Annotated in this window: 17 protein-coding genes; 7 read left to right on the top strand and 10 right to left on the bottom strand. The window is 62.8% G+C overall.

Features of this window, described 5'->3' with window-relative positions; all coding sequences use genetic code 11:
* Positions 1-5: 5 nt before the first annotated feature.
* The 9 genes from INS93_RS13740 to INS93_RS13780 form a co-directional block, all read right to left on the bottom strand.
* A complete protein-coding gene (locus INS93_RS13740; protein WP_192982864.1) occupies positions 6-1,277 on the bottom strand; it encodes a YeaH/YhbH family protein in 1,272 nt (423 codons plus the stop codon).
* 111 nt (positions 1,278-1,388) lie between these two features.
* On the bottom strand, positions 1,389-3,311 hold the full coding sequence (locus INS93_RS13745; RefSeq protein ID WP_160019931.1) for a PrkA family serine protein kinase: 1,923 nt from the start codon (positions 3,309-3,311) through the stop codon (positions 1,389-1,391).
* 284 nt (positions 3,312-3,595) lie between these two features.
* Positions 3,596-3,925, bottom strand: a complete 330-nt coding sequence (gene glpE / locus INS93_RS13750) for a thiosulfate sulfurtransferase GlpE (RefSeq protein WP_160019930.1) — start codon at positions 3,923-3,925, stop codon at positions 3,596-3,598.
* Positions 3,926-3,965: 40 nt separating this feature from the next.
* Positions 3,966-4,784 carry a symmetrical bis(5'-nucleosyl)-tetraphosphatase gene (locus tag INS93_RS13755; RefSeq protein WP_075750080.1) on the bottom strand — a complete coding sequence of 273 codons (819 nt, stop codon included), beginning with the start codon at positions 4,782-4,784 and terminating at the stop codon, positions 3,966-3,968.
* Positions 4,784-5,164 (bottom strand): Co2+/Mg2+ efflux protein ApaG, encoded by a 381-nt coding sequence (gene apaG, locus INS93_RS13760; RefSeq protein ID WP_192982867.1) that lies wholly within the window; start codon positions 5,162-5,164, stop codon positions 4,784-4,786. Before apaG ends, INS93_RS13755 begins: the two co-directional genes overlap by 1 nt.
* 29 nt (positions 5,165-5,193) lie before the next feature.
* Complete coding sequence (gene rsmA, locus INS93_RS13765) at positions 5,194-6,003, bottom strand: 16S rRNA (adenine(1518)-N(6)/adenine(1519)-N(6))-dimethyltransferase RsmA (RefSeq protein WP_192982869.1); 810 nt, start codon at positions 6,001-6,003, stop codon at positions 5,194-5,196.
* A 204-nt stretch (positions 6,004-6,207) separates the two neighbouring features.
* Positions 6,208-7,221, bottom strand: a complete 1,014-nt coding sequence (gene pdxA, locus INS93_RS13770; RefSeq protein WP_192982872.1) for a 4-hydroxythreonine-4-phosphate dehydrogenase PdxA — start codon at positions 7,219-7,221, stop codon at positions 6,208-6,210.
* A gap of 97 nt (positions 7,222-7,318) precedes the next feature.
* Positions 7,319-8,611 carry a peptidylprolyl isomerase gene (locus INS93_RS13775; RefSeq protein ID WP_192982875.1) on the bottom strand — a complete coding sequence of 431 codons (1,293 nt, stop codon included), beginning with the start codon at positions 8,609-8,611 and terminating at the stop codon, positions 7,319-7,321.
* Entirely contained in the window at positions 8,592-11,405 is a 2,814-nt protein-coding gene (locus tag INS93_RS13780) for an LPS-assembly protein LptD (protein ID WP_192982877.1), read from the bottom strand. The genes INS93_RS13775 and INS93_RS13780 overlap by 20 nt, the downstream gene beginning before the upstream one ends.
* 124 nt (positions 11,406-11,529) lie before the next feature.
* Between INS93_RS13780 and INS93_RS13785 the strand changes: the two genes are divergently transcribed.
* From INS93_RS13785 to INS93_RS13795, 3 genes are read left to right on the top strand one after another with little or no spacing between them, the layout of a single operon-like run.
* Positions 11,530-12,555, top strand: a complete 1,026-nt coding sequence (locus INS93_RS13785) for an aminoglycoside phosphotransferase family protein (RefSeq protein WP_192982880.1) — start codon at positions 11,530-11,532, stop codon at positions 12,553-12,555.
* On the top strand, positions 12,552-13,223 hold the full coding sequence (gene murU, locus INS93_RS13790) for an N-acetylmuramate alpha-1-phosphate uridylyltransferase MurU (RefSeq protein WP_192982882.1): 672 nt from the start codon (positions 12,552-12,554) through the stop codon (positions 13,221-13,223). The genes INS93_RS13785 and murU overlap by 4 nt, the downstream gene beginning before the upstream one ends.
* Positions 13,224-13,985, top strand: a complete 762-nt coding sequence (locus INS93_RS13795; RefSeq protein WP_192982885.1) for a TerB family tellurite resistance protein — start codon at positions 13,224-13,226, stop codon at positions 13,983-13,985.
* Between the two features lie 21 nt (positions 13,986-14,006).
* Here the strand turns inward: INS93_RS13795 and INS93_RS13800 are convergent, their stop codons facing one another.
* A complete protein-coding gene (locus tag INS93_RS13800; protein WP_192982887.1) occupies positions 14,007-15,005 on the bottom strand; it encodes an alpha/beta hydrolase family protein in 999 nt (332 codons plus the stop codon).
* Positions 15,006-15,118: 113 nt separating this feature from the next.
* Here INS93_RS13800 and INS93_RS13805 point away from each other — a divergent pair, with 113 nt between their 5' ends.
* From INS93_RS13805 to INS93_RS13820, 4 genes are all read left to right on the top strand, one after another.
* Positions 15,119-17,524: a PAS domain-containing sensor histidine kinase gene (locus INS93_RS13805; protein ID WP_192982890.1), complete on the top strand. Its 2,406-nt coding sequence runs from the start codon at positions 15,119-15,121 to the stop codon at positions 17,522-17,524.
* Entirely contained in the window at positions 17,521-18,150 is a 630-nt protein-coding gene (locus INS93_RS13810; RefSeq protein WP_192982892.1) for a response regulator, read from the top strand. Before INS93_RS13805 ends, INS93_RS13810 begins: the two co-directional genes overlap by 4 nt.
* Before the next feature lie 247 nt (positions 18,151-18,397).
* Positions 18,398-19,495 (top strand): ABC transporter ATP-binding protein, encoded by a 1,098-nt coding sequence (locus INS93_RS13815; protein ID WP_160019918.1) that lies wholly within the window; start codon positions 18,398-18,400, stop codon positions 19,493-19,495.
* 53 nt (positions 19,496-19,548) lie between these two features.
* A complete protein-coding gene (locus INS93_RS13820; RefSeq protein WP_192982895.1) occupies positions 19,549-20,580 on the top strand; it encodes an ABC transporter substrate-binding protein in 1,032 nt (343 codons plus the stop codon).
* Positions 20,581-20,627 lie beyond the last annotated feature (47 nt).

Here is a 20,627-nt window from a genome sequence, read left to right on the forward strand (position 1 = left end):
TGACCTCAACTCACCAGGCGACGCTGGAACAGTTCGCGGAACACCGGGTAAATGTCCGCGGCGGACACCAGCTGCTGCTGGGCGAAGCTGTCGGCGAAGGCTTCGGCCACCTGTTCGTACTCGAACCACAGCGCCTGGTGCTCACGTGGGGTGATCTCGACGTAGGTGAAGTACTGCACGAACGGCATGATCTGGTTGATCAATATATCCCTGCATACCGGTGAGTCGTCATTCCAGTTGTCGCCGTCCGACGCCTGGGCGGCATAGATGTTCCACTCGTTGATCGGGTAGCGCTCGGCCATGACTTCCTGCATCAGCTTCAGCGCGCTGGAAACGATGGTGCCGCCGGTCTCGCGGGAGTAGAAGAACTCTTCCTCGTCGACCTCTTTTGCACTGGTGTGGTGGCGGATGAACACCACGTCGATCTTGTCGTAATTGCGCTTGAGGAACAGGTAAAGGAGGATGAAGAAGCGCTTGGCCACATCCTTGGTGGCCTGGGTCATGGAGCCGGACACGTCCATCAGGCAGAACATCACCGCCTTGGAGCTGGGGTTGGGCTGCTTGGTCAGCAGGTTGTACTTGAGGTCGAAGGTGTCGAGAAACGGCACGCGATGGATGCGCACGCTGAGGCGTTCGATTTCTTCCTGAATGGCCTGTATATCGCCGAAGTTGTCCGGCTCTTCACGTCGCAGTCGCTCCAGTTCGGCCTTGGCTTCGCGCAATTTGGCGCGGCTGGAGCCGGACAGGGCGATACGCCGAGCGTGGGCCGAACGCAGGGTGCGCACGATGTTGATGCGTGAGGGGTTGCCCTCGTTACTGATGCCGGCGCGCACGGTCTTGAAGGTTTCCGCGCCGGTCAGGTGGCGTTTGACCAGATTGGGCAGCTCCAGGTCCTCGAACATGAAGTCGAGAAATTCCTCCTGGGTGATCTGGAAGACGAACTCGTCCATGCCCTCGCCGGAGTTGCTCGCCTTGCCACTGCCGCGTCCACCGCCGCCGCCTTGTGGTCGCGGGATGCGTTCGCCGGTGGTGAATTCCTTGTTGCCGGGGTGGACGATGGTCTGCTTGCCGCCACGGCCGTGATGCAGCACTGGCTCATCGATATCGCGGCCGGGAATGCTGATCTGCTCGCCGTGCTCCATGTCGGTGATGGAGCGCCGGCTGACGGCTTCCTCCACCGCCTTCTTGATGTGTTCACGGTAACGCCGCAAAAAGCGCTGGCGGTTCACCGTGCTCTTGTTCTTGCCATTCAGGCGCCGGTCGATCACATAGCTCATAAGCCCCTCCGGGGCGGCTTCAAGCTGCAAGCCGCAAGCTGCAAGTAAGCGAAGGGCGTCCAGCGCTCCCGCTCGTTCTTGCCGCTTGAAGCTTGTAGCTTGCGGCTGCTGTTATTGCGATTTGCGAACCCGCAGGTACCACTCCGACAGCAGGCGCACCTGCTTCTCGGTGTAGCCGCGCTCGACCATGCGTTTGACGAAGTCGTTGTGCTTCTGCTGATCCTCCTTGCTGCCCTTGGCGTTGAAGCTGATGACCGGGAGCAGGTCCTCGGTGTTGGAGAACATCTTCTTCTCGATGACCACGCGCAGCTTTTCGTAGCTGAGCCAGGTGGGGTTCTTGCCGTTGTTGTTGGCGCGGGCGCGCAGCACGAAGTTGACGATCTCGTTGCGAAAATCCTTCGGGTTGCTGATGCCGGCAGGCTTTTCGATCTTCTCCAGCTCCTCGTTGAGCGCCACGCGATTGAGGATCTCGCCGGTCTCCGGGTCGCGGTACTCCTGATCCTGAATCCAGAAGTCGGCGTACAGCACATAGCGGTCGAAGATGTTCTGACCGTATTCGCTGTAGGACTCCAGGTAGGCGGTCTGGATTTCCTTGCCGATGAACTCGATGTAGCGCGGCGCCAGGTACTCCTTGATGTAGCGCAGGTAGCGCTCGCGCACCTCGGCGGGGAACTGCTCCTGCTCGATCTGCTGCTCCAGCACGTACAGCAGGTGCACCGGGTTGGCGGCGATTTCGTGCGGGTCGAAGTTGAACACCTTGGACAGGATCTTGAAGGCGAAGCGGGTCGACAGGCCGTTCATGCCCTCATCGACACCCGCGCTGTCGCGGTACTCCTGGATCGACTTGGCTTTCGGGTCGGTGTCCTTGAGGTTCTCGCCGTCGTAGACGCGCATCTTCGAATAGATGTTGGAGTTCTCCGGTTCCTTCAGGCGCGACAGGGTGGAGAACTGGGCAAGCATCTTCAGGGTGTCCGGCGCGCAATGGGCCTTGGCCAGCGAGCTGTTGATCAGCAGCTTGTCGTAGATCTTGATCTCGTCGGTCACGCGCAGGCAGTACGGCACCTTGACGATATAGATACGGTCGATGAAGGCCTCGTTGTTCTTGTTGTTACGGAAGCTGTGCCACTCGGACTCGTTGGAGTGGGCCAGCAGTATGCCGCTGTAGGGAATCGCGCCGAGGCCTTCGGTGCTGTTGTAGTTGCCTTCCTGGGTGGCGGTCAGCAGCGGGTGCAGCACCTTGATCGGCGCCTTGAACATCTCGACGAACTCCATCAGGCCCTGGTTGGCCCGGCACAGCGCGCCCGAGTAGCTGTAGGCGTCGGCGTCGTTCTGCGGGAATTCTTCTAGCTTGCGGATATCCACCTTGCCGACCAGAGCGGAGATGTCCTGGTTGTTCTCATCGCCTGGTTCAGTCTTGGCCACGGCGATCTGGTTGAGGATCGACGGGTACAGTTTGACCACGCGGAACTGGCTGATGTCGCCGCCGAACTCCTGCAGGCGCTTGGTGGCCCAGGGCGATATGATCGAGTTGAGGTAGCGGCGCGGAATGCCGTAATCCTCTTCGAGGATGGCGCCATCCTCGGTGGCGTTGAACAGCCCCAGGGGCGACTCGAATACCGGTGAGCCCTTGATGGCGTAGAAGGGCACCTTCTCCATCAGCTGCTTGAGCTTCTCGGCCAGCGAGGATTTACCGCCGCCCACCGGGCCCAGTAGATAGAGAATCTGCTTCTTCTCTTCCAGGCCCTGAGCGGCATGGCGGAAGTAGGAGACGATCTGGTCGATGCACTCTTCCATGCCATGGAAGTCGGCGAAGGCCGGATAACGGCGGATGACCTTGTTGGAGAAGATGCGTGACAGGCGTGAATCGCTGGAGGTGTCCAGCAGTTCCGGCTCGCCAATGGCCATCAGCAGGCGCTCGGCCGCAGTGGCGTAGGCGCTGCGATCCTGTTTGCACAGTTCGAGGTACTCCTGCAGCGAGTACTCCTCCTGGCGGGTCGCCTCGAAACGTTGTTGGAAGTGACTGAAAATGCTCATGACTTCACCTCGCTCGATGCTGAAAGCTGGCTCGGGATCGGTCGTGCGTGCAGGTGCTGGGTAACCCCGGCCTAGAGACAAGTCGGGAAGAATCCCCCAAAACCTAAAAGTCGTTACCGATGGCCCGATGCCGGTTGGCCGGCTCTACCTTGAGTGGGATGGCCTGAGTAACAGAATAGTTCGTTCTGCCGAGGGTCAAGGGCTGGGTAACGATAACTGGATGTTACCGTACGTCGGGAAGTGGCGGCAGACCAGAGCGGGCGCGGCTTGCCGCCTGGAGAAATTTATTCTTCGCTGCTTTGAGCCGTTTCGCTCGGGTAAGTGGCGCGCCACAGTTCGAAACCGCCGTCGAGGCTGTACACCTCGGAGAAGCCCTGGCCGACCAGATAGGCCGCTGCGCCCTGGCTGGAGTTGCCGTGGTAGCAGGACACGATCAATGGCGCGTCGAGGTCGGCGTGGGTGATGAAATCATGCAGCGAGTGGTTGTCCAGGTGACGCGAGCCGCTGATATGGCCATTGGCGAAGCTTTGCGGGTCGCGAATGTCGACCACGACGGCACCCTGGGTGCGCAGCTCCTGCGCCTGTTGTGGAGAAATGCGTTTGAACTCGCTCATGTTCGTTGCCTTCGAGTGATTCGTGGGGCGCCTCTGGCGCTTATTCCTTGGGACAGGTGCAGCGGTGAAGTGCTCCGCTGTCGACATCGAGCAAGGTCATCGCACCGCCCCAGACGCAGCCGGTATCCAGCGCGTAGAGGCCGGGCTCCGTGCAGTTGCCTTCCAGCGCTGCCCAGTGACCGAAGATGATCTTCTCACCGCGCATCTTGCGCTGCGGGTGGCTGAACCAGGGGGCGAAGCCGGGCGGGGCGCTGCCAACACCTTCCTTGCTCTTCAGATCCAGCGTGCCATCGGCCTTGCAGAAGCGCATGCGGGTGAAATAGTTGGTGATCACCCGCAGGCGGGTCACGCCGTGCAGTTCCTTGTTCCATTTGGCCGGTTCGTTGCCGTACATGCCGTCGAGAAACAGCGGCAGACGGGCGTCGTCACGCAACGCTTCTTCGACCTCGGCTGCGCGGCGCAGCGCCTTGCTCAGCGTCCATTGTGGAGGGATGCCGGCATGTACCAGGGTTACCTTGCGCTCGGCGTCGTGGTGCACCAGCTTCTGCATGCGCAGCCAGTCGAGCAGGTCGTTACGATCCGGCGCATCGAGAATCTCGCGCAGGGTATCGCCCTTCTTCAGGCGTTCGATATTGTGCGCTGCGGCCAGCAGATGCAGGTCATGGTTGCCCAGTACACAGGTGATCGCATGACGAATGGAGTAGAGAAAACGCAGAGTCTCCAGCGACTGCGGGCCGCGATTGACCAGATCGCCGACCAGCCACAGCTGGTCTTGCGCCGGATCGAAAGACACTTGTTCGAGCAGGCACTTGAGCGGTTTCAGGCAACCCTGCAGGTCGCCGACGGCATACACCGCCATCAGTGAAGTGCCCCCGGTACGGCGAGGCGAAACGGAGCGATGGTCGCATCGAAGCGTTTACCGTCCTCGGCGAGCATCTGGTAGCTGCCCTGCATGGTGCCGACCTGCGTGGCCATGACCGTCCCGCTGCTATAGGTGTGGCTGGCGCCGGGTTCGATGTGCGGCTGCTGGCCGATCACTCCAGTGCCGCGGACCTCCTGCACACGGCCATCGCCGTCGGTGATGATCCAGTGACGCGACAGCAACTGAGCCGGTAGCTCGCCGTTATTGGCGATGGTCACGGTGTAGGAGAACGCGTAGCGGTTCTGCTCCGGCTGCGATTGGGCTGCCAGGTAGCGGGTGGTGACGCTGACGTCGATCTGATAACGAGGGTCGGACATGCGCGTGATCCGTTTAGCGTGATTGCAGTTTAGTCCTGCTCGGCCGAAGGCTGCAGGGCCAGCTGGTCGGCCAGGCGGACGAAGGCGGCCAGATCCAGCTGCTCGGGGCGCAGGCTGCCGTCGACGCCTGCCGCTTCGATGGCCTCGGCGGGCAGCAACTGCTTGAGCGTGTTGCGCAGGGTCTTGCGGCGCTGGTTGAAGGCTTCACGCACAACGCGTTCGAGCAGGCGATGGTCCTTGGCCGGGTGCGGCAGGGTTTCGTGCGGCACCAGGCGGACGATGGCCGAATCGACCTTGGGTGGCGGGTTGAAGGCGCCGGGCCCAACGTTGAACAGATGCTCCACGCGGCAGTGGTACTGCACCATGATCGACAGGCGACCCCAATCTCCACCGCCTGGGCCGGCGGCCATGCGCTCGACCACTTCCTTCTGCAGCATGAAGTGCATGTCGCGAATCAGCGGTGCGTTGTCCAGCAGATGGAAAATCAGCGGCGTGGAGATGTTGTAGGGCAGGTTGCCGACCACGCGCAGGCTGCGTGGCGCCGCTTCGAGGCGGGCGAAGTCGAATTTCAGTGCGTCGCCCTGATTCAGACGAAAGCGCGGATTGTCACCGAACTTGCCTTGCAGGATAGGGATCAGGTCGAGGTCGAGTTCGATCACGTCGAGCTGCGCGCCGCTGCCGAGCAAACCCTCGGTAATGGCACCCTGGCCTGGGCCGATTTCCAGCAGGTGCTCGTCCTCCTTGGCGCGAATGGCGCGCAGGATACGGTCGATCACCCCGGCATCATGCAGAAAGTTCTGGCCGAAGCGCTTGCGCGCGCGGTGTTGGTATTCGGACATGGCGACAGCTCCAAGTCTCAAGCTGCAAGCATCAAGCAGGCGCCGAGAGCGATAAGGCAAAGTCACGCAGTTTAACAGCGAAAGATGCTGCGGCTGTAGGCGCGCGCGGATTTTGTGACCCTGACGGGCCGTAGCCCGGATGCAATCCGGGAAAGCATGGCGGCGATGGCCCAGGATTGCATTGGGCCATATGACCGGTCGTGATCAACCCGCCGCTAGTGGCTTGCTGCGGGTGGTTGCTGCCATCTGGTAAGCCGTCTCTAGCGCCACCTGCAGGCTGCCGGTATCGATATTGCCGGTGCCGGCCAGATCCAGGGCAGTGCCATGATCCACCGAGGTGCGGATGATCGGCAGGCCCAGCGTGACATTGAGCGCCGCGCCGAAGCCCTTGAACTTGAGCACGGGCAGGCCCTGGTCGTGGTACATGGCCAGTACGGCATCTGCATGTTCGAGATACTTCGGTGTGAACAGGGTGTCGGCCGGCAGCGGTCCCATCAGGTTCATGCCTTCGCTGCGCAGACGCTCCAGTGTCGGTTCGATGATCTCGATTTCCTCGCGTCCCAGATGGCCGCCTTCGCCCGCGTGCGGATTGAGCCCGCACACCAGGATGCGCGGTTCGGCGATGCCGAACTTGCTTCGCAGATCGGCATGCAGGATGCGCGTGACGCGCTCCAGGCGCTCGGCGGTGATGGCGGCTGCGACGTCCTTGAGCGGGAGGTGTGTGGTGACCAGCGCGACACGCAAGCCACGGGTCGCCAGCATCATCACAACCTGCTGGGTGTGGGTGAGTTCGGCGAGAAACTCGGTGTGACCGGAGAAGGTGATGCCCGCTTCGTTGATCACGCCTTTGTGCACGGGGGCGGTGATCATCCCGGCAAATGTCCCGTCCAGGCAGCCTTGGCCTGCGCGGGTGAGGGTCTCTAACACGTAGGCGGCGTTGGCGGGCGTCAGTTGGCCTGGGAGGGCGGGGGCAGCCAGCGGCGTATCCCAGACATACAGGGCGCCTGCAGCAGCAGGCCTGTCTGGCCATTGTTGTGGGCCAGCGGTCAGCAATTCGATATCCAGCCCCAGCTGTTTCGCGCGTTCTGCCAGTAGCTCGCGACTGGCGATGGCGACCAGAGGTGCAGGCTGTGCCTGCTGCGCCAGCAGCAGGCACAGATCGGGGCCGATGCCGGCAGGCTCGCCTGGGGTGAGGGCAAAACAGTGCTGCGCAGTCATGGTCGCTCTCTGTACGGGCTGGTGCGTCAGTTTACGCTGCCCGGGCCAATAACGAAAAAGCCCGGCACTTGGCCGGGCTTTTGGGGCGATACCGCTATTACAGCTTGGTCTCGACGTAGGCTTCGTCGCGGATCTGGCGCAACCAGGCCTGCAGTTCCTCGTCGTACTTGCGATTGCGCAGCAGGTTTGCGGCCTGCTGTTCGCGGAACTGCGCGCTGCTGTCGGTGGCGCGGCGGCCCATGACCTGCAGTACGTGCCAGCCGTACGGGCTTCTGAAGGGTTTGGACAATTCGCCGCTGGGGGTATCGTTCATCACCTCGCGGAATTCGGGAACCAGCGCGTTGGGGTCAATCCAGTTCAGGTCGCCCCCATTGAGCGCGGAGCCCGGATCTTCTGAGAAACTCTTCGCCAGTTCGGTGAAGTCCTCGCCAGCGACGATGCGGTCATGCAGGCGCTCGACCAGGCGAAGGGCTTCTGTCTCGCTGCGAATCTCGCTGGGCTTGATCAGGATGTGGCGAACATGCACTTCGTCACGTACCTGGGTGTCGCCGCCGCGTTTCTCGATCAGCTTGAGGATGATGAAACCGCCCGGGGTTCGCACCGGCTCGGTGACTTGGCCCGGGTTCAGCTGGCTGATCATGCTGTCGAACGGAGGCGGCAACTGGCCGGCCTTGCGCCAGCCCATTTCACCGCCCTCCAGGGCGTTCTCGCTGGCAGAGCGAGAGACGGCCAGTTGGGCGAAGTCCGCGCCTTGCTGCAGTTGCTGATACAGCTCCTGCGCCTGACGGTCGGCAGCCTGGATTTCGCTGGAGGACGCACCCTCGGAAACCGGGATCAGGATATTGGCCAGACGGAACTCTTCAGACAGCTGCATCTTGCCCAGGTCAGAGGCGAGAAAGTTCTGCACTTCCTGATCGGTGACCTGGATGCGTTCGGCCACGCGGCGCTGGCGCACACGGCTGATGATCATCTCGCGACGAACCTGGTCACGGGCGTCGTTATAGGACAGGCCGTCACGTGCCAGCGCTTCGCGGAACTGCTCCAGGCTCATGCCGTTACGCTGGGCGATGGTACCCATGGCCTGGTTCAGCTCTTCGTCGGTGATACGGATGCCGGAGCGATCACCGATCTGCAGCTGGATGTTCTCGATGATCAGGCGTTCGAGCACCTGCTGGCTGAGTACGTTATCGGGAGGCAGAGCGCCACCGCGCTTGTCGATGGTCTGTTGCACTTCACGCAGGCGAGCGTCGAGTTGGCTCTGCATGACCACGTCGTTGTCGACGATGGCCACGACGCGATCCAGTGGGCGAACCTGGGCCTGAGCCGTTGCCGCCAGCAGTGCTGCGCCCAATAACAGGGGGCGCAGGCGATCAGAAAGCTTGGTCTTCACGTTCACGGTAACCTTGAATGCCTTGGTCGAGGAAAGATTCCACCTTGTTGCCAACAACGCCGCCGAGGCCCTTGAGGACGATCTGCAGGAAGATGCCGCGGTCCGGCTCGTCGTTGCGCGATGGGTCGAGGCTGACTTCGTCGTAATCGATCCAGTAGCGGTTGATCAGGCGCAGTTTCCAGCAGCAGCTGTCGTATTCGAAACCACCGAAGGCTTCGAGGGTACGGTTGCGGCCGTAGTCGTACTGCCAGCGCGAGATCAGGCTCCACTGTGGAGCCAGCGGCCAGATGACGGAGAAGTCATGCTGGTCGATCTTGTAGTAGTTCTTGATGTAGTTGGGGTTCGGCTGTCCGTTGCCCAGCGTTGGATTGCCGTAGTCCGGGTTAGTGGTCCAGGTGCCACTGTCACGGTCGTAGCGCAGGGTGTCGTTGCGGTAGCGATAGCCGAAGTTGACGATCTTGTTCGGATTGGCTTCCGGCTGATAATGGAACATTGCGCTACCCGAGCGGGTGCTGTGCTGGTCCGGATCCCAGTTGAAGGTCGAGGAGAAGCGCCAGTCGCGGTTGAATCGATACAGGTACTCCAGTGCGTACGGAGATACATCCGAGGTGGCATCCTGGCGGCCGCGATAGTCGATCCCCGGCATCTGCACCTTGCGGTCTTCGAAGTAGAAGGCTTGGCCGATGCTGAAACGCTGACGCTCGAAGCCGTTCGACTCGACCCAGCGGCTGGTCACGCCCAGCGACAGCTTGTTCTCGTCACCGATGCGATCCTTGCCGCTGAAACGGTTCTCACGCCACAGCGAGGCGTAGCTGAAGGTCGGCTCGCCGGTGTCGAAGACCGGGATATCGGTCTGGTCTTCTTCAGGCACGTAGAGGTAGAACGCACGCGGCTCCAGGGTCTGGCGGAAGTCCTTGCCGAACAGCTGGGTGTTGCGGTCGAAATACAGACCGCTGTCGACGCTGAACAGGCCCACGCCGCGGTTTGGTGAGCGCTTGTAATCGACGCCGAACCACTGATTGTTTGGATCGTTTGTCGCCAGCTCAGATTTACCCTTGCCATCCAGGTTTACCTGGTACTGCGTCTGCATGTATTTGACCTGAGGCTTGACGAAGCCCCAGCTCCAGTTCAGCGGCAGGGCAACACCTGGCTCCAGGTGCAGACGTTCACCGTCTGCGCGGTTAAGACCGGTCAGACGTTCGTCATACCAGCGATCTTGCGGGCGACCGGTTACGCCGTCCTTGTCGGTGAAGAAGCCAGAGCGCAGGTTGCGATCGAAGCGTACGTATTCGGTGCCGTAGGTGAAGTCCAGGCCACCCGGATTGAACGGCAGCTTGCCGTCCAGGGTGATCTGCGGCAGACGATCATAAGGCGTCACATCGGTGATGTTGGCCAGTTCGTATGCATGCACGTTCAGGCGTGCGGTATAGCTGCCACCGCGATAGGTCAGGGTGCCGCGCTGGTCGACGTAGGTTTGCTTGTCGATGCCCAGGTCGGTATCGAGATCCTGGAAGTAGTAGGGGTCGCTGATATTGGTGTAGTCGACCTCGGCGAGCAGGCGCGAGTTGAGCCCCTGCTTGTGCTGCCAGCTGTACATCCAGCGCTGGTCTTCGTACTCGGATTGCAGTTTGCGCTCGTCTTCGCTGTCGTTCAGCCATGCGCCGCCGACCTGGCCTTCGCTGCTCTCGGTCAGGTAACGGAACTCACCTTCCATCAGCAGGCCGCGTTGGGCCATGTAGGTCGGGTACAGCGTGGCGTCGTAGTTCGGCGCCAGGTTGAAGTAGTACGGCGTTTGCAACGAGAAGCCGTTGCTGCTCGACGTGCCGATGCTGGGTGGCAGGAAGCCGGACTGGCGACGGTCGTCGATCGGGAAATAGATGTACGGGGTGTAGAACACCGGAATGTCCTTGACCCGCAGTGTGACGTTGGTCGCGGTGCCGAAGCCGGTCGCCGGGTTCAGGGTGACGTTGTTGCCTTTCAGGTGCCAGGCATTGTCGCCCGGTTCGCAACGGGTGTAGGTGCCATCCTTGAGGCGGATGATCGCGGTCTCTTCGCGCTTGGCGTAGAGCGCGCTGCCGCGCACGTGGGCCTGATGCATCACGTATTCGGCGTTGTCGATACGGGCTTCGCCGTTATCCAGCTGCAGTTCGGCGCGGTCGCCGACCACCAGCGTACCCTTGTCGCGCAGACGCACGTTGCCGACCAGTTCACCACGGTTTTCCGTCTGGTGCAGGCTGGCTTCGTCGGCCTCGACCTGCATGCCGGACTGACGCAGGACGACGTCGCCTGCGAGCGTGGCGATCTGCTTTTCCTGCTCGAAGCGCGAGGCCTTGGCGGAAATGAACATCGGCGCTTCGTCCAGCGGCGTGGTGTCATCCATGCCCGGACGCAGCGGCTCGACGTAGGTGCCTGCGCAATAAGGACCGGCCTCGGCCAGTTGCGCGGCAGTCAACTTGTCGCGCGGGACCCAGTCCAGGTGACTGTAATCAGGACTGCGCGAGGCGAGGGCACGGCCCTTGCTTTCGGTGACCAGCACCGGGGCAGCATCCTGCTTGGCTACGGCCTCGCTGGTGGCGCCACCTACGCTGACAGCATCACGGCTGTGCACCGGGCGCGGAGGCAGGGCGCTGGCCGCCGATTTCGGCGCGCAGGCCCAGCCGCCCGTGGGCGACGCCTGGCAATCGTATTGCTCGGCGGCAAAGGACTGTAGGCTGAACGCGGGCTGTAAGGCCAGGAGGCTGCCGGTGACCAGCAGCGGGAATTTTTTGCGGAACGCGGGGTATTTTACTGCCATCTTGTTAGTCCGGGCTTCCTGCGCGCTATCGGCCCAGGGGCCGCACGCCTCTCGATGGGCTGAAAAAGATGCTGGATAATAAAGCATGACCCGCGCAACGGCTAGCGCCGTCGGAGACCCCTTGATGTCTGAACACGATGTACGTCTGCAACAGCTGCAAACCTGGCTCGTCGAGCAATTGCCCTCCCTCTTCGCGGCACGTGAATGGGGAGCGGTGCCTGAGGCCGAACTCACTCCCGCCAGCAGCGATGCCAGCTTTCGCCGCTATTTTCGTTGGCAGGCCGGTGAGCGCAGCCTGATCTTGATGGATGCGCCGCCACCTCAGGAAAACTGCGAACCCTTCGTGCGTATTGCTGCATTGCTGGCCAGCGCCGGTGTGCATGTGCCTCAGGTGTTGGCTGCCGATCTCGAGCAGGGCTTCCTGATTCTCGATGACCTGGGCCGCCAGACCTACCTGGACGTGATAAACGAACACAATGCCGACGCGCTGTTCGACGATGCCATCGAGGCCTTGCTGCAGCAGCAGCGTTTACCGCTCGACAGCCATTTGCCGCATTACGACGAGGCGTTGCTACGTCGTGAGCTGCAGCTGTTTCCCGAGTGGTACGTACAACGCCATCTGGGGCATGCCTTCACACCTGAGCAGGAGGCTGCGTGGCAACGCATCAGCCGCCTGTTGATCGACAGCGCCCTGGCTCAGCCCAAGGTGGTGGTGCACCGCGACTTCATGCCGCGCAACCTGATGCAGAGCTCGCCCAACCCTGGCGTTCTGGATTTCCAGGATGCCGTCAACGGCCCGGTCACCTATGACATCACGTGTCTGTTCAAGGATGCGTTTCTCAGTTGGCCCGAGGTGCGCGTGCAAAGCTGGCTGCAGGATTACTGGCAGCGTGCCAAGGCAGCGGGCATTCCGGTGCAGGCATCGTTCAACGACTTTCTGCGCGCCAGCGACCTGATGGGTGTGCAGCGTCACCTCAAGGTCATCGGCATCTTCGCGCGCATCTGCCACCGCGATGGCAAGCCCAAATACCTCGGCGATGTGCCGCGTTTCTTCTCTTATATAGAGGCTGTGCTGGCGCGTCGGCCGGAGCTCGCCGAGTTGGGTGAGCTGTTCGCCAGCCTGGCGAAAGATGAAGGGGCACGTGCATGAAGGCGATGATTCTCGCCGCGGGCAAGGGTGAGCGCATGCGTCCTTTGACGCTGCATACGCCAAAACCGCTGGTGAAGGCGGCGGGCGTGCCGTTGATCGAGTATCACATCCGTGCGCTGGCGGCCGCTGGTTTCACCGAACTGGTGATCAATCATGCCTGGCTCGGCCAGCAGATTGAGGATTACCTCGGCGATGGCTCGCGCTTCGGCGTGCGTATCGTCTATTCCCCCGAAGGTGAGCCGCTGGAAACGGGTGGCGGCATCTTCAAGGCACTGCCGCTGTTGGGTGCCGAGCCATTTCTGGTGGTCAATGGCGATATCTTCACCGACTACGCCTTCGCCGCACTGCGTGAGCCGCTCGCCGGTCTGGCGCATCTGGTGCTGGTGGATAACCCGGCGCATCACCCGCAGGGCGATTTCGTGCTGGCGGCGGGGCAGGTTCGTGACGGTGAGGCGACAGGCGAGCGGTTGACCTACAGCGGTCTTGCCGTGCTGCACCCGCGTCTGTTCGGCGCTTCTCAGCCCGGTGCCTTCAAGCTGGCGCCGCTGCTGCGTGAGGCGATGGCGGCCGGGCAGGTCAGTGGCGAGCATTATGGCGGCTGCTGGGTCGACGTCGGTACGCACGAGCGCCTGGCCGAAGTCGAGCGTTTGTTGCAGGAGGCGCGCTAGGTGTTGTGGCCGGCCACCATGCTCGGGGCTGCCGCCGGCCTCGCCCTGGCCAGTATCCCAGGTGCTCTGCTGGGCGGTCTGCTCGGGCAGGTGCTGGATCGTCGTCTGCGCCTGCATGGCTGGGACAATCTGCGTGAACGTTTGGGCGGTCGTGCGGCACCGACGGATGACGATTTGCTGTTTCTGATGCTGGGGCGTCTGGCCAAGAGCGACGGCCGGGTGGTGCAGAGCCATATCCAGCAGGCGCGCTCGGAAATGCAGCGGCTGGGGTTGGACCCGGCGGCTCAGCGTCGCGCCATCGAGGCTTTCTCCCGTGGCAAGACCGGGCGTGACAACCTGCGTGCGCCGCTGCAGCGTCAGCGTGAGCGCGCCGATGCGTTGCTGCGAGCCTGCTGGCGCATGGCCTGGGTCGATGGGCGGGTGTCGGCCAGCGAGCATGAACTGATTCTGCTCTGGGGCAAATGGCTCGGCTGGGACAGTGCCCGGCTCGATAGCCTGGGTGAGGAATACGCGCCGCGTCGCAGTCAGCAGCCGGCACCGGCTGGCGGCAGTTACCAGGAAGCGCTGCGGTTATTGGGTGTGAATGAAGGCAGCGAGCCGGAGCAGATCAAGCGCGCCTACCGGCGGCTGCTCAGCCGGCATCACCCGGACAAACTGGCCGGCTCCGGCGCCTCGCCCGAGCGTATCCGTGAAGCCACCGACACCACGCGCCAATTGCATCAGGCCTACGCGCTGATCCGCCAGCGCCGGGGGATTCGCTAGCCGGTAGTTTTCAGCCGCCTGCTAGCTGCCTGCGGCGCGTATGTGCTGCGTCAGCCAGCCGCGTAGACGGCGGTAGAGCTGTTCTTGCTGAACATCCAGGTTGCCTGGCAGCGCCTTCATCGACACCTGTACGTACGTGGGTAGCTTCGCTCGCTTGCTGGCCTGCAGGCGCTTCAAGGCAGCCGTGCGGTCGGTGGCTTGATCCTTGTAGAAGAAGTCGCCGGTGGCCACGGCCAGCTGTGCGACCATTTCATCCAGTGGCGGCGCGAAGCCGGCAGGTAGTTCGGCTGCCACCATCAGCAGATTCTGCACGTTGTCCGGCTGGCGTTCGCTCAGGTAACGCGCGGCCCAGTAAGCGCCGCTGCCGTGGCCGAGCAGGACGATTTCCCTGGCTTGCTGCTGGCTGGCGAAGGCGATGGCGGCATCGATGCGCGCCATCACGCGATCGACGTGGGCCTGACGCCGCTGCTCCGGGCTGATCGCGCTGCTGTCCGTGGGTTGAGCACCGTCTGCCGCCGGCGTTTGTACAGGGTCATCGGCAGCGGAAGCCGCCTCGGTACTTGCAGGATCAGCGGGCACCGCTGGAGTGTCGGCGCTGGCATCACGCAGTGGCAGCGGGTCACCGTCCGGGTCCGGCAGCGTCAGGCTCAGGCTGTGCCAGCCGGCGTCGGGCAGCTTGCGCCGCAACGGACCGACAGCCGCGGCGCCATCGGCATTTTCCACGTCGCCGGGCACCAGGATCACCGCGCCACTGGGTTCGCCGACGTTGGCCGGAAGCCAGAGGGCGAGGAAGCTTTCTGCGCCGGCCTGCAGCATCTGCTGCTCACGCTTGTCCAGACGTTGCTCAAGCACCTGTGCGTCGCTGACGCTGCGTTCGGGCAGCAGTGGGCGTTCGCTGGGAGTCGATGTTTCGGCCTCGCCGGGCGTCGCGTTCTGTGTGTCCTCGGTCGGCTCCTGCGCCCAGCTCGTGGCAGTGCAGAACAGGCAGAAACCGAGCAGTGCGAGTGAGTTCAGGCGCATCGATGAAGCTCCTTGGGGACTGCTACAGAGCCTAATGCCGAGCTCCGCTTTTGTCAGGCGATTAGCGCAAGACTGGAGTAAGGTAGGGGATCGCGTCACCGGATTCGCCGTGCATGAAATCCCTTCTCCGTTCCCTCGCCCTCCTGCTGATGCTGGCCATTCCCACCGCCTGGGCCGAGAGCACGCGCATGCCATTGCGCCCCGCTTTCGATGCCGAGCAGCGCGCCTGGCTCAAGGAGCATCCGGTGCTGCGCGTGGGCCTTGTCCAGCAGGCGCCCTGGGTCGTGCGTGACCAGAACCGACAGTTGACGGGCGCCAATGTCGAACTGATGCAGCGTCTGCTCGAAGGCATGGGTGTCACCCCCGACTGGCGCTTGTATCCGAACCTGGGGGCCCTGGAACGTGCCGCAAGCGTCGGCGAGGTGGACCTGGCCCCAGGCCTGCAGCAGACACCGGCCGGCCTGCGCATCTGGCATTACTCCATGCCTTACCTGCGCGTACCGCATCTGGTGGTTGGCGAGCGTAGCGGCAATGGCGCGGTGGATCTCGACCAACTGCCGCTGGAGCAGAGGGTCGCGTTGCGTACGCCGAGTCAGGCTGCCGAATACCTGGAACGCACTCATACCAACCTGCGTCTGCGCGCGACGACTTCAGAGCGTTCGGCGTTGCTCTTGGTTCTGAATCAGGAGGTCAGCTACGCGGTGCTGGATGAAGCGAGCCTCAGCCTGCTGCTACGCGAGTCACGCTTCTCCAGCTTGAGCATCGTGGGCGACATAGGTCTGCCGCAGCTCCTGCGTCTGGCCACGCGCCGCGATCAGGCGCTGTTGCCCGGCATCGTCGATCAGACCCTGAAGGCACTGCCAGCTCGCGAATTGGAGGCGTTACGGGAAACCTGGATGCCTTTGCGCTATCCGCAGTCCACTGATTTCGTCGGTTTCTGGAAGACGCTCGCGCTAYTTTTCGGCCTGGTGTTGATGCTGGTTGCAACTGCGCTCTATCGGCAAAGGCAGCAGACGCGTTTGCTGGAGCGAGGGCTGCTGGGTGCCCGTGGCGAGCTGGATCGTCACCAGCAGGCGGCCGAGGCATTGCGTCTGAGCCAGTTTTCCATCGACCACAGCACGGTGGGCATTCTCTGGGTCAACTGGGACAGTCACCTGCGCTACGCCAACCGCGCCGCCGAACGCATGCTTGGCTACGCCGCCGGCGAGCTGGTGGACAAACCATTGAGTCAGTTGGAGCCCGGCCTGCACATGGATCGTTGGCTCAACCTGTGGAAGCGCGTGCGTGAGCAGGAAGAGGGTTCCCCCGGCTTCGAGGTCGACTGCCTGCGCGCCGACGGCAGCCGCATGCCGGCCGATGTTTCCCTGAGTTTCCTGCGTTATCGCCAGGCCGAGTATCTGGTGGTGTTTCTCAGCGACGTCACCGAACGCCGTCGGGCGCGTGCGGCGCTGGAGGAGAGCGAGGCACGCTTCAAGGGTATCGCCGGCAACGTGCCCGGCCTGGTGTTCCGCCTGGAGCGCGCCGGGCCGGGAGCGGTGGTCAACTTCGCCTACATCAGCGAGGCCAGTCAGGACATGGTCGGCTGGCCGGCGCACGAGTTGCAGCGCGAGGAGCGCGGTATCCGCAGCCTGGTGCATCCGCAGGATCTGAACAGCTATCTGAACAGCCAGACGCTGGCGCTGGAAGGCGAGAGCGACTGGTACTGGCAGGGGCGCATCCTCACCGCCGATCAGGAGGTGCTGTGGGCCGATATCCGCACCACCGCGCGCCCGCTGGGTAATGGGCGTGTGGTCTGGGACGGGATTCTCTGGGATATCACCGAGAACAAGCTGGCCGAGCTGGCACTGGCCGATTCGCGGGCGCGTCTGCGCGAACTGTCGGCGCACCTGGAAAGTGTGCGCGAGGAGGAAAAGGCACGGATCGCCCGCGAAGTGCACGACGAACTGGGGCAGGTGCTGACCGTACTCAAGCTGGAAACGGCGATGTGCGAGCTGGTTTGCGCCGGACAGATTCCCGAGCTGGACGAGCGCCTCAACAGCATGAAACGCCTGATCGCTCAGTTGTTCCAGCTGGTGCGTGATGTGGCCACGGCGCTGCGCCCGCCGATTCTCGATGCCGGCATTGCCTCTGCCATCGAATGGCAGGTACGGCGTTTCGAGGAGCGCACGCAGATTCCTTGCCTGGTCGAAGTGCCGGAGCACCTGCCGCATCTGCCGGATGCCCAGGCCATAGGTATGTTCCGCATTCTCCAGGAGGCACTGACCAACGTGATGCGACATGCCGGTGCGCACAGCGTCGAGGTGCGCCTGTGGCAGGAAAGGGGCGCCTTGTGTCTGTCGGTCGTCGACGATGGCAAGGGCTTCGATCCGGCGCTGCGCAAGCCGGGGCAATCCTTCGGCCTGGTCGGCATGCAGGAACGCATGCTCATGCTCGGCGGACAGTTGCAGATTGACAGCCAGCCGGGCGAGGGCACTACGCTGTGTGCGCGTATCAATCTGGAAGAGGAGATCGCAGCGTGATTAGGGTACTGGTGGCCGAAGACCACACCATTGTGCGGGAAGGCATCAAGCAACTGATCGGTATGGCGCGTGATCTCGAGGTGGCCGGCGAAGCCTGCAACGGCGAGCAACTGATCGAGGTGTTGCGCCGCACCTCTTGCGATGTGGTGCTGCTGGATATCTCCATGCCCGGCGTCAATGGTCTGGAGGCCATCCCACGTATTCGCGCGCTGACCGATGCTCCGGCGATTCTGGTGCTGTCGATGCACGACGAGGCGCAGATGGCGGCGCGTGCGCTCAAGGCCGGGGCTGCCGGCTACGCCACCAAGGACAGCGACCCGGCGCTGTTGATCACCGCGATTCGCAAGGTGGCCGGCGGTGGGCGTTATATCGATCCGGCGCTGGCCGACCGCATGGTCTTCGAGGTCGGACTGACCGATTCGCGTCCACCTCATGCGCAACTGTCCGAGCGTGAGTTTTCGGTGTTCGAGCGTCTGGTTCGGGGAGAGGGCGTCAACGATATCGCCCTGCACCTGGCGATAAGCAACAAGACCGTTAGCACGCACAAGGCGCGCCTGATGCAAAAGCTCGGCGCTAATTCGATGGCCGACCTGGTGCGCTACGCCATGGAGCACCGCCTGGTCTGATCGGGCGCTTTCGTAGGAGCGGCTTCAGCCGCGATGAATCGCCCACCGGAGCTTCGCGGCTGAAGCCGCTCCCACGCTTCGTCGGGTGCTCGAAAGCCTAGGCAGGCACTCGGATTTTGTAGGGCGATTCCTACAGCAGATTCTCCTCGCGCCTGATATCAGCTTGTCATCCCGCCCGATTTTTCACCCTTTCTCGCCGACCTAATCTTGGGTCATCGGCCTGAGACAAGAACAAGGGTGTGGTGTGATGGCAAACGATGTACTGGTGAGCTTCCGTGGCGTACAGAAGAGCTATGACGGCGAAACGCTGATCGTCAAAGACCTCAACCTGGATATCCGCAAGGGTGAGTTCCTGACCCTGCTCGGCCCGTCCGGCTCCGGCAAGACCACCAGCCTGATGATGCTGGCCGGTTTCGAGACGCCGACCGCTGGCGAGATCCTCCTCGATGGGCGCTCCCTGAACAAACTGCCGCCGCACAAGCGTGACATCGGCATGGTGTTCCAGAACTACGCGCTGTTTCCGCACATGACCGTGGCCGAGAACCTGGCCTTCCCGCTGAGCGTGCGTGGCATGTCGCGCACCGACATCAGCGAGCGGGTCAAGCGCGCGCTGTCGATGGTACAGCTCGACAGCTTCCGCAACCGCTATCCGGGCCAGCTCTCCGGTGGCCAGCAGCAGCGCGTGGCGCTGGCCCGTGCGTTGGTGTTCGAGCCGCAACTGGTGCTGATGGACGAACCCCTCGGTGCGCTGGACAAGCAACTGCGCGAACACATGCAGATGGAGATCAAGCACCTGCACCAGCGTCTGGGCGTGACCGTGGTCTACGTGACCCACGACCAGGGCGAAGCGCTGACCATGTCTGATCGTGTAGCTGTGTTTCACCAGGGCGAGATCCAGCAGATCGCCGCGCCGCGCGAACTCTACGAAGCGCCGCACAACACCTTCGTCGCCCAGTTCATCGGTGAGAACAACCGCCTGGCTGGCGAGCTGATCAGCCGCGATGGCGAGCAGTGCGTTGTGCGCTTGGCGCGTGGTGAAGAGGTGCGCGCCACGGCAGTCAATGTCGGCGCAGTGGGCGATGCCGTGAGCCTGTCGATCCGCCCCGAGCGCATCCGTTTGAATGGCCACAGCGAAACCTGCCCGAATCGTTTCTCCGGGCGTATCGCCGAGTTCATCTACCTGGGTGACCACGTGCGTATTCGCATGGAGGTCTGCGGCCAATCCGATTTCTACGTCAAACAACCTGTGGCCGAGCTCGATCCGGCCCTGACGGTTGGTGACCTGGTTCCGCTCGGCTGGTCTGTCGAGCATGTCCGCGCGCTGGATCCACTCCAAGCCGAGTGAGCCTTTCGCGCAGTGCTTCACCTTTACCCCGAAACACAGAGGAGCTGATAAGAATGACGAAATCCCTGAAGCTCGCGGCGTTGGCCCTGGGCGTTAGCTGCGCCATGCCGGCACTGGCGGTGGATCTGACGGCGGTTTCCTTCGGCGGCGCGAACAAGGCGGCGCAGGTCAAGGCGTTCTACGAACCCTTCGAGAAGGACACTGGCAACAAGGTGCTGGGCGGCGAATACAACGGTGAGATGGCCAAGGTCAAAGCCATGGTCGACACCCGCAGCGTGAGCTGGGACCTGGTGGAGGTGGAGTCGCCGGAGCTTGCCCGCGGTTGCGACGAAGGTCTGTTCGAGGAGCTCGACCCGGCACAGTTCGGCGATGAGGCCAACTTCATCGACGGCGCCATCCAACCGTGCGGCGTCGGCTTCTTCGTCTGGTCCACGGTGCTGGCCTACAACGCCGACAAATTGAGCGCTGCACCGACCAGTTGGGCCGACTTCTGGGATGTGGCGAAATTCCCGGGCAAGCGTGGCCTGCGCAAGGGCGCCAAGTACACCCTGGAGTTCGCCCTGATGGCCGACGGTGTGCCGGTCAAGGACGTGTACAAGGTGCTGGCCACCAAGGAAGGCCAGGATCGAGCGTTCAAGAAGCTCGACGAACTGAAACCCAATATCCAGTGGTGGGAAGCCGGTGCCCAGCCGCCGCAGTACCTGGCCTCCGGCGACGTGGTGATGAGCTCGGCCTACAACGGTCGTATCGCGGCCGTGCAAGCCGAGAGCAACCTGCAAGTGGTGTGGAGCGGTGGCATCTATGACTTCGACTCCTGGGCCATCCCGCGTGGCGCCAAGAACGTGGAGCTGGCCAAGGAATTCATCGCCTATTCGGTCAAGCCCGAAGCGCAGAAGACTTACTCGGAAAACATCGCCTACGGTCCGGCCAACAAGCAGGCCATTGAGCTGCTGGCGCCAGAGCGTCTGAGCCTGATGCCGACTACCCCGGAAAACATCGCCAACCAGGTGGCCATCGACGTGACCTTCTGGGCTGACTACGGCGAGCAGCTGGAGCAGCGTTTCAACGCCTGGGCTGCCCGTTAAGCAAGGTGTCGCGCAGCGACGCCTTCCTCGTCCCCTTCTCCTGCGGG

It is taken from the genome of Pseudomonas sp. EggHat1, assembly GCF_014892995.1.
GTDB classification, from domain to species: domain Bacteria; phylum Pseudomonadota; class Gammaproteobacteria; order Pseudomonadales; family Pseudomonadaceae; genus Aquipseudomonas; species Aquipseudomonas chaetocerotis.

Coding starts and splice junctions, on each gene's coding strand:
- INS93_RS13740 (WP_192982864.1), bottom strand. CDS start 1,277: ATGAGCTATGTGATCGACCGGCGCCTGAATGGCAAGAACAAGAGCACG.
- INS93_RS13745 (WP_160019931.1), bottom strand. CDS start 3,311: ATGAGCATTTTCAGTCACTTCCAACAACGTTTCGAGGCGACCCGCCAG.
- glpE (WP_160019930.1), bottom strand. CDS start 3,925: ATGAGCGAGTTCAAACGCATTTCTCCACAACAGGCGCAGGAGCTGCGC.
- INS93_RS13755 (WP_075750080.1), bottom strand. CDS start 4,784: ATGGCGGTGTATGCCGTCGGCGACCTGCAGGGTTGCCTGAAACCGCTC.
- apaG (WP_192982867.1), bottom strand. CDS start 5,164: ATGTCCGACCCTCGTTATCAGATCGACGTCAGCGTCACCACCCGCTAC.
- rsmA (WP_192982869.1), bottom strand. CDS start 6,003: ATGTCCGAATACCAACACCGCGCGCGCAAGCGCTTCGGCCAGAACTTT.
- pdxA (WP_192982872.1), bottom strand. CDS start 7,221: ATGACTGCGCAGCACTGTTTTGCCCTCACCCCAGGCGAGCCTGCCGGC.
- INS93_RS13780 (WP_192982877.1), bottom strand. CDS start 11,405: ATGGCAGTAAAATACCCCGCGTTCCGCAAAAAATTCCCGCTGCTGGTC.
- INS93_RS13785 (WP_192982880.1), top strand. CDS start 11,530: ATGTCTGAACACGATGTACGTCTGCAACAGCTGCAAACCTGGCTCGTC.
- murU (WP_192982882.1), top strand. CDS start 12,552: ATGAAGGCGATGATTCTCGCCGCGGGCAAGGGTGAGCGCATGCGTCCT.
- INS93_RS13800 (WP_192982887.1), bottom strand. CDS start 15,005: ATGCGCCTGAACTCACTCGCACTGCTCGGTTTCTGCCTGTTCTGCACT.
- INS93_RS13815 (WP_160019918.1), top strand. CDS start 18,398: ATGGCAAACGATGTACTGGTGAGCTTCCGTGGCGTACAGAAGAGCTAT.
- INS93_RS13820 (WP_192982895.1), top strand. CDS start 19,549: ATGACGAAATCCCTGAAGCTCGCGGCGTTGGCCCTGGGCGTTAGCTGC.